The following is a 14433-nucleotide window of genomic DNA, read 5'->3' on the forward strand; positions in this document are numbered from 1 at the left end:
TTGGGAATGATTGGGTTCAATGAGAAAATTCAAGGCCATACGCTTTAGGACATACGTAGCCCTCCCAAAATCCAGATGTAGCTGGCTCTGGGAATGCAAACAAGTGTGCCCACTGCAGGTAGCAGGACCTTTAATAAGAAAGCACAAAAAGTTAGAGGCCAGATGAAGGGAGCAAAACACAGAGGGCTGGAGTAGTCGCTTCATCTTTGGCAGGTTAGGCTCTGGGGGTCTGTTTGTCTTGGGTGAGCAACTCCTCAACCACGCGCGGCAGGTGTTGGTGCTCCAGGGAAAGCACGCGCGCCGCCAGGGTCTCGCAGGTATCATCTGCGCGGACGGGGCAGGTCTCTTGAAAGATGGGCGCACCCTCGTCATAGTGCTCATTCACATAATGAATGGTAATCCCGGTCTCTCCTTCGGCCGCATCCAACACCGCTTGGTGTACGTGCTCGCCATGCATGCCTTTGCCGCCAAACTTAGGCAGCAGCGCCGGATGGATGTTAATGATTCTGTTGTGGAAGGCCTTCACAAACTCGGCGGGCAGCAGCCATAAAAATCCGGCCAGTACAATCAAATCTGGATGATAGGCTTGCACCTGTTGAGCCACGGTTCCGTCTTTTAGAGAAGCCCGGTCAAAGACCACAGTGGGGACGTTGAAGTTTTCGGCCCGCTGCAGGGCAAACGCGTTGGCGTTGTTGGAGAAGAGCGCCGCCACCTGGATGGTAGGATGGTGCTCGAAGTGCTCCAGCAGGCGCTGGGCATTGCTCCCAGAGCCGGAAGCGAAAATAACGATGTTCTTTTTAGAAGAAGTACCCAAAACAGCTGGTCATGCAGATGGAAGAGCAAAGATAGCGTTTTTGGCCTCTTTTCCAGAAAACAGGCTAAAAACGATGGATTTGTTTTCTCGCTGTGATTGGGCCGTCAATGAAGTCTATAGTTCTTTACTACCGACGTGCACGGCTTTGGCTGTTCCTGAGAAGGCTCTTTCTTCCGGTGCCCTTATGCCCTTTCCTTCGCCTTCACCGCTAAGCGCTCACGGCCGCGGGGCCCCGTCTTCCCGCCTCGCACTGTACCAGCTTGCCTCTTTTGCATATTTACTTCCTTGAATTAGCTGACCGGTATCGCTTTCTAGTGACCGCTGTTCTGTCAGAGGCGGCAACCTGCTTAGGCGACTCGCCGGAAAGACTGGATCAGGTGCCTGTAGTAGAGGCCTTTGCCAAACGGAGACTCCCCCCTTGAGGGAGCGAAGGGGGGTGTTAATATCAGGAGATGAATTAGCAATCAACAATTAATAATTGCTTCGTTTTTAGGCTATTTTCCTAACCTTCTTCCTCAGAGAGAAGAGACTGCTCGTTTTTGGCCTCTTTTCCAGAAAACAGGTCAAAAACGAAGGGATTAATTTAACCGGGCCAGCCCCGTGGGCAGTTGCTTGTTCTGGATGGGCTGGTGCGTCTGGATTCTGGGTTTCTTTTCGGTGAGGTATTTCCAGTAGCGCTTGGGCATGTGCCGCATGTGCAGTTTCTTGTTGCGCCGCTCCGGGATGTTGACGTGGTCAAAGTAAGCCTGCCATAGCTGTTGGTACAATGGCTCCACGCCAGACAGAATATCCCGTGGCAAATCAATCTTTTGGAAAGCCGGCGCGCCGTCTTCCATAGACACTAACTCTACAAACTGGCCATTATAGAAAGCTCCGTACTGCCGCTTCACATCATAGATGAGCCATTGCTGGTCGGCGTAGCGTTTCTCAAAGTGGGTGACAATCAATGGCAGCACATTGAAGTCAGGTTGGATGGGCGCTACGTAAAGGCCGTCTTGTGTACACTGGAACCTGACAAAGGCTTCCATGCGGTGCTTTTCCCGAAACATCTGTTTGCCCACCTGCGCCATCTTCTGGACGCAGGGTTCCGCGAAGTTCTCTTCTATTCCCTCCTGCTGGCTGGAGAAGACCAGTTGCACAAACTGCCAGATGAGCATCTCAAAACCGGGTTGTTCCCAGAGATAGGCTTTGTATACATTCTCCCAAGCGGCCTTAGACAGCTTCTTGCCCAAACCTTCCCAAACGCGCTTGGCCTTGGCCTCATCTGCCGGGATGAAATGGTGCTCCGCGAAAATACCCGGAGGCGTCTCTCCTTCCTTGCCTATCTGGTCTGGCCAGGCCTTGCGCTCATACGCCTCAAAGATGACCGTAAGCAGTCCCTCAAAGGAGCCGTCATAGGTATAGAAGTGCATAGCCAAAGGATACGCAAGTTTAGGAAGCGATGCGGATGTTGCTCAACGCGGCGTTGGCGGCTTCTTCCTGGCGCTGGGCAGATAGTTGGCGCAGGTACGGCACCAGCGTGCTTAGTTTGCAACGGAAAGAAATAGGAGCTACGGTTTGGCGGGCAGTGATAGATTGCATGGCGGTGTTGGTTTGATGTTTTACAAGTAAGATTTTCTTTGATTTGGAAGCGTTCAGCTTCCCGGTTCTGGAGCGGCGGTTCAGCCGGCCTGCTGAAACAAATCCAACTGGCTTCCCCACAGACCGTTTCGGTCTCCCTTTTCCCCGAAAAGGATTCTTCTTCGGATGGCTTCCTCGTCCCATTCTCTCGTCTCCAAACTGCGCCCTCCGCAGGTGATAAAATACTTGGCCCGTTTAATGACCACCCCAATCTGTTTCAGGTTCTCCCAACTGAGGTAGGCAAAGCGGCGGGCCGCCACTATCTTCTTGGCAGACTTCAAGCCTATGCCCGGCACCCGGACAATCATCTCATAGTCTGCGGTATTGATTTCTAAAGGAAACACGTGCCGGTTGCGCAGCGCCCAAGCCAACTTGGGGTCAATCTGCAAATCCAGGTTAGGGTTCTGCTCATCCAGCAACTCCTTGGCATCAAAGCCATACAGGCGCATGAGCCAGTCTGCCTGGTACAACCTGTTCTCTCTGATAATGGGCGGCGTACTGATGATGGGCAGTCGGCTGTCCGTCACCACGGGCACGTAACCCGAATAGTAGACCCGCTTCAACTCAAAGTTCTTGTACAAGCCGCTGGACAAGGCCAGAATCTGGCGGTCGCTTTCGGGCGTAGCGCCTACTATCAACTGCGTACTCTGCCCGGCCGGCGCGAAGGCAGGCGTAGACTTGAACAGCTTCTTCTCCTCTTTCACCAAGACCAACTGGTCTTTGATGTTGCCCATGGGCGTGAGAATCTCCTTGTAGTTCTTCTCCGGCGCCAGGGTCTGCAGGCTCAGTTCAGAGGGCAGCTCAATGTTCACACTCAATCTATCGGCGTACTTGCCGGCTTCTTTGATGAGTTCCTCGCTGGCACCAGGTATAGTCTTTAGGTGAATGTACCCGTTGAAGTTGTGCTCCAGGCGCAGTTTCTTGGCAATGCGCACCAGGCGCTCCATGGTATAGTCAGAGTCCTTGAAAATACCAGAGCTCAGGAACAAGCCTTCAATGTAATTGCGGCGGTAGAAGTTGATGGTCAAATCCACTACTTCCTGCACCGTAAAGGCCACGCGCTTCACGTCATTGCTCTTTCTAGAGACGCAGTAGGCGCAGTCAAAAATGCAGAAGTTGGTAAGCAGGATTTTCAGCAGAGACACGCAACGGCCATCCTCAGTGTAGCTGTGGCAAATGCCCATACCTTCGGCGTTACCTAATCCTTTGCCTTCGTTTTTGCGTTTACCGCCGCTAGAAGAGCAAGAGACGTCGTACTTAGCCGAATCTGCCAAAATGCTTAGCTTTTCAATGATAGTGTTCTGCATCTGTGTGGTTTTATGTACTCCTGAATGCGTTAGCAAGATACTAACAACTCCACTTTATAACTAATACTATTAGCTTTTGTTTTCCACAAGTTGATGTTCAAATGTTTATAACACTAAAAATATTAGCATAAAGACGCGTATCACCAGAAATGCATGATTTTTGCGTACTTTAGGAGGATGGATTATTGGGCATGAGCGCTAACAGACCCGGCACAGGTTCTTTGAAGGCCTTAAAGGTTGCCGTACTCTTACTTCTGCTTTCTTTGTTGTGGCTACATAGCTCACCCATTGCCTGTGCCCAAGTGGTGGTGCCAGACACGTCCTTTGTCCCTACTCCCGCCCCAGCGTTAGATACTGCCGCCAGAGACTCTACCCAACAGAAACGGTTCCTAGATTTCCTGCGGCGCATGAGCCAGCGCAAAACCATTTTTGGGAGGGCCATCCGAGCGTTGGTGGTATTTAAGCCGCGCAAACTGGAAGGCTCAGTAGACGCTGAACTGCTCCCGCAAGACCAGGAGAAGCACAATTACAAGGTGGTGCGCAACATCCACTTTGTACGCATGGACGCTTTTGGCTACAACATCAATGATACCTTGCAGGTACCAGACAATGCGCTGGAGAAATTCGGGAACGCTTTACATTCTAGGTCCAAGCCACGGTTGTTGCGCAACAAGCTTTTGTTTCAGAAAGGCAAGTTTCTGGAACCGCTGGCCTTGTCTGAGTCTGAGCGTTTACTGCGCCAAACGGATTACATAGTAGATGCGCGCATACTGGTCAATGATTCTTCCTCCACCCAGGACAGTGTGGACATCACGGTCATCACCAAGGACATTTTCAGTTTGAGTGGCTCGGGGTCTGTGAGTACGTCAGGCACGCGCCTAGCCTTGCGGGACATTAACTTTCTGGGGCTGGGGCACCAGGTACGCACCGTGGGTAGGTTTGCCACAGATGACCCGCAGGGCTGGCTGTTTCAGGGGAGTTATTTAATTGAGAACATCTACCGGTCCTATATCTCCGCTGAATTGATCTACCGAAACGAATACACCTACAAGCAGCAGGGCATTTCGTTTCAGAGGGATTTCTACTCTACCAATACCAAATACGCGGGGGGTGCTACCATCAACTGGTACCAGACGCTGCAGCCAGATTTTTATGAGCCCGAGGTCTATGACACAGACCCTGTTCCCACACCAGCCCCCATTCTGTACAAGCCCTTGGACTACAACGTGCAGGATATTTGGGTGGGCCGCGCCTTCCGGCTCAAGTCCTATGATTTGAGCCATGACAACCCTGGCCGCCTGATTACGGCCTTGCGCGTCATGAACGTGCAGTACACCCAAGGCACCGGCCCAACCATCCAGAGCGCGCGCCTGTACCTATCCGGTTTGGGCTACAGCTTCAGAAGATACTATAAGGACCAGTACCTGTTTGGTTTTGGTAGAACTGAGGATATTCCGGCGGGTAACCTACTGGCCGTCACGGCGGGCTTTGAAGACGGATCCGCTAAAAATCGGTTGTACTTTGGCGCAAAGGCTGCCTTTGGCAAGTATAGGCCCAGCTTTGGGTATTTGTACGGAGGCTTGGAGTATGGCAGTTACCGGTACCAGGGTGGTTGGGAGCAGGGCGTTTTAACCTCAGAGGCCTTGTATTTTACGCCGCTCTATAAATTGAACCGCTGGCGCTGGCGGCATTTCTTGTGGAACAGAACCCAGATTGGCTTACGAAGACCAGATTTGTTTGCCTTGCACATTAACCAGGAAGACGGCATCAGGGGGTTCAGGTCAGAGGCGGTGCGCGGCTACCGTAAGTTTGTCTTGAACTATGAGACCAACTTCTTTGCGCCAGTGACCGTGTTTGGGTTCAGGCTGGCAGTGGTGGGCTTCGCCGATTTGGCCTGGATCACAGAAAAGAAAGACGGGTCCCCTTTCTCTGAGAAACCCTATACCGGCGTGGGGATGGGTTTCAGGTTCAGGAACGAATACCTGCCCTTTAGCACCATCCAGATTCTGGTAGGCTATTACCCACGGGTGCCCATTGACAACCAAACCGATCTCAAGTTTTTCAGGAGTTCCCGCCCCTATTATGACTTCAATGACCTGCGCTTTACCCAGCCGTTGATCACCGAGTTCAGGTAACGCCGTTTTTGGCCTGTTTCCTGGAAATAAGGTCAAAAACGGCGTTACTTTCAATACCCACTCACATGGCGTTAAACCGGTAAAAGGTTGACTTTTAGTGAAAAATCCTTAGCTTTAATTCCCCCTTCTGCCCAGGCAAGTTCTTCAAAGAGAATTGCCTAAGACTATTATTTCCTGCACCTGGCACCCTACCGTATGGTAACACGTTTACGCTGTCTTACACTTGCGCTCTTCTGCAGTTTCCTGCTTCTTTTCACCAATACCGCTCAGGCCCAAAGCACCTCTAACAAAGGCCGTGATTTCTGGCTGGGGTACATGGCCCACTTTGAGGGCACTCGGTCCAATATGAACCTGTACGTGACCTCAGACAGAGACGCGCAGGTCACGGTGACGGTTGGGCTAAACACTCCTGCTAGCTATGCGGTTCTGGCCAACAAGGTGACAGTGATTCCTATCAGCCCCACGCAAGCGTATGTCAACAGCTCTGAGGTGATTGAACCCAAGGCCATTCATGTGACCTCAGACGTGCCGGTGGTGGTGTACTCGCATATTTACTTCACCAACAAGTCGGCGGCCACGCTGGTACTGCCTACCAACACGTTGGGCCGGTCGTATTATGCCGTTAGTTATGACCAGCTGTATTTTGAGACGGATCCTGGGCGAGCCTCCTCGCAATTGATGGTGGTGGCCTTGGAAGACAATACTACCATTGAAATCACCCCAACCGTTCCTACGCTAGAAGGGAAACCCGCCGGCGTAGCGTTTTCGCCGGAAAGACCTTTAATGAAAGGCGAAGTCTACCAAGTGCGCACTCTGCAGGACCTGACCGGTACCAAGGTAGAGTCCATTGACACCGGAACGGGTTCTTGTAAACGGATAGCCGTTTTCTCTGGGAGTTCCTGGACGGCTGTGCCTTTGAACTGCCCGGCCATTGTCAGCGGAGACAACTTGTACCAGCAGCTCTACCCCATTAGTGCCTGGGGTAAGAATTTTGTGACCGCTCCTTTCAAAAGCAGGTTGGCAGGCGACGTGTTTAGAGTATTGGCTTCTGAGGACAATACCACCATCAACATCAACGGCACCTCGGTTACCAGAAACAAGGGCCAGTTTCATGAGTTTGAAAGCAGCGCGCCCAATTTTGTATCAGCCAACAAACCTATTCTCTTTGCCCAATATGCCAAAACCCAATCTTGTGACGGCGTGCAGGCAGACCCCGAAATGACCTTGGTCAACCCCGTAGAGCAGACTTTGAAAGACATTACGCTGTATTCGTCCAGAGACTTTCAAATCTCCCGCCATTACATTAACGTGACCATGAAGTCACAGGACACGGCCACGTTTTTGATGGACGGCAAGAAAGTCCCGTTTAAGACCATCGCCGCCAACCCGCAGTTTGCTTATTCCCAGAACGATGTCTTACAGGGCAACCACTCCCTCAAGGCAGACAGTGGTTTCAACGCGGTGGCCTATGGCTTTGGTCAGGTAGAATCTTATGGCTACTCGGCGGGAGCCAACGTGAACAACCTGGTGCAGAACATCACGGTGCTGTCAGATTCTATTTGTGATGCGCGTACCATCCGGTTCAAAGGCTTTGCCATTTACAATCCCTTGGCCTGGAAATGGCATTTTGGTGACGGTACCACTTCTACAGACCAGAATCCTTCGCATACGTTTCCCAAGCCGGGCACCTATACCGTTTCCCTGGTCACCACCAAATCCAATGGCAACGACTGTGACTCACAGGACTCTACTTACATTGAGGTAGAAGTGCATAACAACCCACAGGCAGATTTCACCTACAATACCGTCTGTTCTAATGAGGCAACCCAGTTTACAGATGCCAGCAAAGTCACTACCGGCGAGGTACTCAAAGAATGGAAATGGGACTTTGGCGATGGCACCAAATCTACTGAGCAAAACCCCAAGCATTCCTTCACAACCCCGGGTACTTACACCGTAAAACTACAAGTAGTCACGCAGGCGCTCTGTGTCAATGAGATCCAGAAAACCATCACTATTTATGCGCCGCCAAAAGCCAAATTCAGCGCCCCGGCTACCTGTGACCAACAAGAGATGGTGTTCCAGGACCAGAGCACGGTAGCCCAAGGCAGCATTGCCCAGTGGGCCTGGAATTTTGGTGATGGCTCTGCTTTAGCAACTACAGCCTCGCCCAAACATTTGTACTCGGCACCAGGCACCTATTTGGTGAAGTTGAAAGTAACCTCCAACAATGGCTGCGTGGATTCTACCCAACTGTCGGTGACTGTCAATCACAAGCCCACCGCCGAATTCAGCCTGCCCGACATCTGCATCAAGGACGACGCGGTCTTCCAGAACACCTCCAGCATTGCGGCGGGCACGCTCACTTATTTCTGGGAGTTCGGGGACGGCAAGACCTCTACGCAGCGCCACCCTAGGCACAGGTACGCCTCTGAGGGCATCTACACGGTCAAGCTCACCGTGACCAGTGACAAGGGCTGCACCGCCACCGGTTCTAATACCTACACCGTGAGCGGCGCGGTGCCAGAACCGGACTTTTCCGCCTCTTCCTTCTGCCAGAAGCAGGGCGTTCAATTTAAAGATGCCAGCAAGATCGCCTTCGGGAACATCGTGCGCTGGCGCTGGACCTTCGGGGACGGGCAGTTCTCAGATGAGCAGAACCCCTTGCACACCTATACAACCGCGGGCACCTACCAGGTGAAGCTGCGCGTCTGGTCGGGCATCGTCTGCACCGACTCCGTCACCAAACAGATTACCGTCATCCCCAACCCCGTGGCCGGCTTCACCACGGCCAACGTCTGCGAGGGCGAGGCGGCTAAGTTCACCAATACCTCCACGGCCAACGGGAGCGGGGCGCTCAGCTACCTCTGGACCTTCGGGGATGGCAAGACTTCTATTGAGCAAAGCCCTTCCTATACCTACGCCGCGCCCGGCACTTACACCGTCACGCTGGTCGTGAAGGCGGCTAACTCCTGCGAGGAGACTAGTAGCAAAACCATCACAGTCTATCCCAGCCCGCGCGCGGACTTCTCTCCCACGGTAGGCTGTCAGGCGGATGCGGTACGTTTCCAAGACATGACCAGCTTATCTGGCGGAAGGCTCACCACGTGGGCCTGGGACTTCGGGGACGGTACCAACTCAGCGCAACAGAACCCCAGCCACCAATACACCAAGCCCGGCACATACAACGTCAAGCTGACTTCTACCTCAGACAAGGGCTGCCCTAGCACCATCACCAAGCAGATTATCATCACGCCCACGCCTGTAGCCACCGCCGGACCGGACCAGCTCATCTGCGGCAAGACCTCTGCTGCCATGGCAGCCAATACTACAGCGCCGGCAACCGGCAAGTGGACGGTGACCAGCGGCGCCGGTGGCAGCTTCTCTGACGAGGCCTCACCGAAGGCCACCTTCACCGGCACCATGGGCGGCACCTACGTACTGCGCTGGACGGCCAGCAACAGCCCCTGCGCCAGCGTCTTTGACGAGGTAGAAATTAAGCTGCGGCCCACCCCCAAGGCGGACGCAGGCAAGGACGTAGTACTGGTGGAAGGCGAGAACACTACTTTGACCGGCACCGGCGAAGGCAGCCTCAGATGGTCCCCCGCCACCGGCCTAAGCAGTGCTACCATCGGTAACCCGGTGGCCACACCCGAGGTCACCACCAAGTACTACCTAAACGTGATGTCAGAGGCGGGTTGCCCTAGCGTGGACAGCGTGCTGGTGACGGTGCTCAAGAGACTCAAGATCCCCAAGGCCTTCTCGCCCAACGGCGACGGCGTGAACGACACCTGGGAGATCCCTGGCGTGGAAGATTACCCTAACGTCAGTATTGAGATCTACAATCGCTGGGGCGAGGTGGTGTACAACGTCTTCGGGTATAAGACGCCTTGGGACGGCAGGCGCAACGGTGCAGATCTGCCGGTGGGTGCCTACTACTACATCATCAACCCGCACAACGGCCGTCCTAAGTTCTCGGGCTCACTGACCATTCTACGCTGATGAGAAAGCTACTGAAGAAATGCTCGGTATGGGTGGTTTGCGCAGTGATGCTGGCAGGCGCGAACGTGCAGGCCCAGCAGATCCCGCACTACAGCCAGTACATGCTCAACCCGCTTTTGCTAAACCCGGCCATCAGCGGCACCGATAACTACCTGGACGTGCGCGCCGGCTACCGCAACCAGTGGGTGGGGCTGGAAGGTGCGCCTACCTCTTATTATTTAAGCGGGCACATGCCCCTGGGCAAGCTGGACTACAACAGTACGCCCACCACTTTCCGGCCGCAGTCCTTCTCCAAGAGCAAGAGCCGCGCCCAGTGGAGGCCCCAGCACAAGAGCACTCTGCAAAAGACCCGCGCCCACCACGGCCTGGGCGCGCTCGTCCAGGTGGATAAGGCCGCCGGCCTCAAGCGCACTGATGCCCAGCTGGTCTACGCCTACCACCTCCCGCTCAACTCCAACATAAAGCTGGCGGCGGGCATCTCGGCGGGCGTCACGCAGTACGGTCTCAACTGGGAGCACCTCTCCTTCACTAACCCCAGCGACCCGGTGACCGGCGCGCAGGACTACCGCCGCACCCGGCCCAACTTGGGCGTGGGCCTGATGGCCTACGACGGGCAATTCTACGCGGGGGTGTCCCTGGCGCAGGTGCTGCCGGCGCCCTTCAGCTTCCGATCCTCCAGCCCCGAGGTGCCCGCCAGACAACAGCGGCACGTCTTCGCGCACGGCGGGTACCGGTTCGCGGTGGGCCGGCAGTTCAGCGTGCTCCCCTCGGTGGTGGTTAAATATGCCAGCCCTAGCCCGCTCGCCTTCGACGTAAACGCCAAGGTCTTCTACCGGGACCAGTTCTGGCTGGGCGGCACCTACCGGCATAATGATGCGGCGGTGGCATCGGCGGGCTTCCAGCTCAAACAGCGCCTGCACCTTGGCTACGCCTATGACTTCACCACCAGCCAGCTCGGCACCGTGAGCCACGGCAGCCACGAGATCGTGCTGGGCCTCATGCTCCGCAACACCCGCGGCGTCTTCTCCCCGTCCCAGTACTGGTAGACCGTTTTCGGGCCGTTTTCGGGAAATCAGGCCAAAAACGAAAGCTTTACACAAAGTTGACGCACGCGCACTAAGGTGCCATCTAGAATTTCTACCTTTGTTCAAATATTCATAAACCTTTGGACGGTATGCTACACCTAGGCGACTACAACCACCTTGAAATTCTAAGAGAACTGGACCACGGCTTTTATCTGGGCTCTGAGGATGGAGACGTGCTGTTGCCGCGCAAGTACATTCCAGAAGGCGTGCACGTGGGCGACATGATCACCGTGTTTGTGTACCGTGACTCTGAAGACCGTCTCATTGCCACCACCCTGGAGCCCAAAGCCAAGGTAGACCAGTTTGCCTGCCTGCAGGTAAAGGACATCAGCAATTTTGGGGCGTTCATGGAGTGGGGACTGGAGAAGGATTTGTTTGTGCCCTACCAGAACCAGCATGAACCCTTGTACATAGGCCAGTGGGCGCTGGTGTACGTATACTTGGATGAATCTTCTGACCGGTTGGTAGGCTCTACCAAACTGGCTCCGTTTCTTAATTATGATTCTATGCCTCCTCAAGAGGGAGAGGAAGTGCAGCTTTTAATTGGCCCAGAGAAAGCATTAGGGTACCAGGTGATGGTGAACAACGGCTTCTTGGGAATGCTCTACCGTAACGAGATTTTCAAACCTCTGCAGCCCGGCGACTACACCCAAGGCTTTGTCAAAAAAGTACGGGAAGACAACCGCCTGGATGTAAGCCTGCAAAAACAAGGCTATGATGAGGCCCTAGAAGCCGCTGAACAAATTCTTGCCAAGCTAAAGGCTGAAGGCGGCACCCTGCCCCTTACAGATAAAAGCTCGCCAGAGCTCATCTACAAAACTCTGGGCATGAGCAAGAAGACATTTAAAAAAGCAATTGGGGCATTATATAAAAGAGGTGACGTGCAACTATTGCCAGACAGCGTGAGTCTTTCTCCCAAGAACTAGCGCACCGCCATCACTTATTGCCCATACCATCATCCAATGAAATACGTCTGTCTACTCACTCTGTTTTTCTGCAGTGCCCTTCTCAGCTATGGGCAAGCGCCCAAGGTCACCAAGAAAATAACTGCCTCCCGCACCCTAACGCCGCCAAAAATGGACGGCACTCCAGATGAGGAGATCTGGCAGCAGGCAGCCATCGCGACAGATTTCATCCAAAACGTCCCTAACATGGGCTCGCCGTCCAAGCAGCGCACCGAGGTGCGCATGCTCTATGACGATGCCGCCGTATACGTGAGTGCGGTGCTCTTTGACGCCGCTCCAGACTCCATCCTTACCCAGTTAAGCCAGCGCGACGGCGGCCAGGTAAACGCAGACATGTTTGGCGTATACTTTGACACGTACCTGGACAAGCAGAATGCCTTCGGGTTTGAGGTGGCTACATCTGGGGTGCAGACAGACTTTAAACTGACCAGCAACGGCGATGACCGCGCCTGGGATGCCGTTTGGCAGAGTGCCGTGGCCAGAAACGACAAAGGCTGGTCGGTAGAGATCAGGATTCCGTATTCGGCCATTCGTTTCCCGAACAAAGACGTGCAAACTTGGGGTATTAATTTCTGGCGAGGCATACGCCGCTACCGCGAGGACGCCTTCTGGAATTTTGTAGACAACTCGGTGCAAGGCTTTGTCAACCAGTTTGGCGAAGTAGACGGAATTACCAACATCAAGTCGCCGTTGCGTTTGTCGTTGATGCCCTACATTTCTGGATACGCCAACCACTTTCCGTACAATGAAGAAGGCAAAGACAACCTGGACATGACTGTCAACGGGGGCATGGACATCAAATACGGCATCAATGATGCGTTTACGCTAGACATGACCTTGATTCCGGATTTTGGGCAGACGCAGTCAGACGCGCAGGTCTTGAACCTTTCTCCTTTTGAGGTGCGCTTCAATGAAAACCGCCCGTTCTTCACCGAAGGCACCGAGCTCTTCAACAAAGCCGGGCTTTTCTACTCCAGACGCATTGGCGCCACGCCGCAGGATTACTTTAACCCCAAGTATGACCATGACCGTTACGGCGAAACGATAGAAATAGTAGAGAACCCAGACAAAACTAGCCTAGTGAACGCTACCAAGGTGTCTGGCCGTACCAACAAGGGTTTGGGCGTGGGAGTCTTTAATGCCGTCACCAAAAACACGTATGCCACCTTGCGTGACCCCGAGACCGGGGATGAGTTTGAAGTGCTCACAGACCCCATCTCTAATTACAATGTGGTAGTGTTGGACCAAACCCTGCCCAACAGCTCTTACATCACGTTCACCAACACCAACGTAACCAGAGGCCACGGCTACTATAATGCCAACGTGTCTGGGGTGCTCGCCAAATTTTCCAACAAAAAGAACAGCTACACCGGTGGTGGACAGTTTAACCTGAGCCAGAAGTACCTTAAAAACACGGAGCCCTCGCAAGAGAAGGTAGACTTGGGGTATACCTACAATGCCTGGTTTGGCAAGACCAGCGGCAATTTGCAGTTCACGGCAGAGCACAGCCTCAAGAACCACACCTATGACATCAATGACCTGGGCTACCTGAGCAACAACAACAGCATTGACAACCGGGCCAACATACGCTACAACATCTACAAACCCTTCTGGAAGTTCAATGACATGTACAACGCAGTGGGCATTCAGCACCGCATGCTCTACAAGCCGGCGTCCTTCTCACAGATTGTCTATTTCATTGAGACCAACGCCAAGACCAAGAAATTCCTGGCTTTCGGGACGACCATTGCCTGGCTGCCCCACAACAACTATGACTACTTTGAGCCTAGGTCTTATGCCAACGGCCTACCCAACCGTAAATGGAGACAGCCTGGCGGTACAGAATTCAATGCCTACATTTCATCAGATTACAGAAAAAAACTAGCCCTAGACGTAAATGGCGGCATTTTTTACTCTAAAGAATACAACCAGAAAAGCTACTGGGTGAATGTAAGCCCACGGGTGCGCGTCAATGACCACCTCATGCTCATCTACAGAACCGGCTACAATGAAAGCCTGAACAGTTACGGGTTTGTTGAAAACGTAGTGTATGACAACGGCCAAAAAGACATCATCTTTGGCCGAAGAACGGTAAAGACCATTGAAAACAGCTTGAATGGTTCTTACATCTTCAATGCGCGCACGGCCTTAAACATCATCGCCCGCCATTATTTCTCCAATGCCTCTTACCATGAAAAGTTGCTTCTCTTAGAGGACGGGAACATGAGCGCGCTCACAGATCCGGCAGAAAGCCCATCGGTGTCTAACCGTAACTTCAATGCCTTTAATATTGACTTGGTGTACAGCTGGCGGTTTGCGCCAGGCAGTGAAATAAGCGTTGTCTGGAAGAATGCCATCTATGATGACCAGGTGCCGTCGCATACCAGCTATGTGCGCAATTTCAGGAATACCCTGGAGGCTAACCAATTAAATAGCTTCTCCGTTAAGCTGTTATATTACCTAGACTACCTGGTGATAAAACAAGCCCTAAAAAAATAACGGACT

At 53.3% G+C, this 14433-nt stretch carries 9 protein-coding genes; 5 read left to right on the top strand and 4 right to left on the bottom strand.

Translation table 11 applies throughout. From position 1 onward, the window contains the following. Nucleotides 1-214 precede the first annotated feature (214 nt). The 4 genes from purN to TH61_RS03170 form a co-directional block, all read right to left on the bottom strand. Nucleotides 215-814 (bottom strand): phosphoribosylglycinamide formyltransferase, encoded by a 600-nt coding sequence (gene purN / locus TH61_RS03160; RefSeq protein WP_066505784.1) that lies wholly within the window; start codon nt 812-814, stop codon nt 215-217. A 578-nt stretch (nt 815-1392) separates the two neighbouring features. Then, nucleotides 1393-2226, bottom strand: coding sequence for a TIGR03915 family putative DNA repair protein (locus TH61_RS03165; protein WP_066505786.1), 834 nt, complete (start codon nt 2224-2226; stop codon nt 1393-1395). Between the two features lie 19 nt (nt 2227-2245). Beyond that, nucleotides 2246-2395: a hypothetical protein gene (locus TH61_RS18080; protein ID WP_157600526.1), complete on the bottom strand. Its 150-nt coding sequence runs from the start codon at nt 2393-2395 to the stop codon at nt 2246-2248. 80 nt (nt 2396-2475) lie between these two features. Next, nucleotides 2476-3741: a putative DNA modification/repair radical SAM protein gene (locus tag TH61_RS03170; protein ID WP_066505788.1), complete on the bottom strand. Its 1266-nt coding sequence runs from the start codon at nt 3739-3741 to the stop codon at nt 2476-2478. A 191-nt stretch (nt 3742-3932) separates the two neighbouring features. Between TH61_RS03170 and TH61_RS03175 the strand changes: the two genes are divergently transcribed. From TH61_RS03175 to TH61_RS03195, 5 genes are all read left to right on the top strand, one after another. Continuing rightward, nucleotides 3933-5876 carry a hypothetical protein gene (locus tag TH61_RS03175; RefSeq protein WP_066505798.1) on the top strand — a complete coding sequence of 648 codons (1944 nt, stop codon included), beginning with the start codon at nt 3933-3935 and terminating at the stop codon, nt 5874-5876. A 195-nt stretch (nt 5877-6071) separates the two neighbouring features. After that, entirely contained in the window at nt 6072-9878 is a 3807-nt protein-coding gene (locus tag TH61_RS18440) for a PKD domain-containing protein (protein WP_066505799.1), read from the top strand. After that, nucleotides 9878-10924 (top strand): type IX secretion system membrane protein PorP/SprF, encoded by a 1047-nt coding sequence (locus tag TH61_RS03185; protein WP_071887766.1) that lies wholly within the window; start codon nt 9878-9880, stop codon nt 10922-10924. Before TH61_RS18440 ends, TH61_RS03185 begins: the two co-directional genes overlap by 1 nt. A gap of 128 nt (nt 10925-11052) precedes the next feature. Continuing rightward, nucleotides 11053-11889, top strand: a complete 837-nt coding sequence (locus tag TH61_RS03190; RefSeq protein WP_066505803.1) for a S1 RNA-binding domain-containing protein — start codon at nt 11053-11055, stop codon at nt 11887-11889. 36 nt (nt 11890-11925) lie between these two features. After that, a complete protein-coding gene (locus TH61_RS03195) occupies nt 11926-14427 on the top strand; it encodes a DUF5916 domain-containing protein (protein WP_071887767.1) in 2502 nt (833 codons plus the stop codon). Nucleotides 14428-14433: the final 6 nt, after the last annotated feature.

The organism is Rufibacter sp. DG15C, assembly GCF_001577755.1.
In the GTDB taxonomy this organism is placed as follows: Bacteria; Bacteroidota; Bacteroidia; order Cytophagales; family Hymenobacteraceae; genus Nibribacter.

Bases quoted from the DNA above. Each gene is read 5' to 3' on its own strand.
- TH61_RS18080 (WP_157600526.1), bottom strand. From the start codon at position 2,395: ATGCAATCTATCACTGCCCGCCAAACCGTAGCTCCTATTTCTTTCCGT.
- TH61_RS03185 (WP_071887766.1), top strand. From the start codon at position 9,878: ATGAGAAAGCTACTGAAGAAATGCTCGGTATGGGTGGTTTGCGCAGTG.
- TH61_RS03190 (WP_066505803.1), top strand. From the start codon at position 11,053: ATGCTACACCTAGGCGACTACAACCACCTTGAAATTCTAAGAGAACTG.
- TH61_RS18440 (WP_066505799.1), top strand. From the start codon at position 6,072: ATGGTAACACGTTTACGCTGTCTTACACTTGCGCTCTTCTGCAGTTTC.
- TH61_RS03175 (WP_066505798.1), top strand. From the start codon at position 3,933: ATGAGCGCTAACAGACCCGGCACAGGTTCTTTGAAGGCCTTAAAGGTT.
- TH61_RS03165 (WP_066505786.1), bottom strand. From the start codon at position 2,226: ATGCACTTCTATACCTATGACGGCTCCTTTGAGGGACTGCTTACGGTC.
- TH61_RS03170 (WP_066505788.1), bottom strand. From the start codon at position 3,741: ATGCAGAACACTATCATTGAAAAGCTAAGCATTTTGGCAGATTCGGCT.
- TH61_RS03195 (WP_071887767.1), top strand. From the start codon at position 11,926: ATGAAATACGTCTGTCTACTCACTCTGTTTTTCTGCAGTGCCCTTCTC.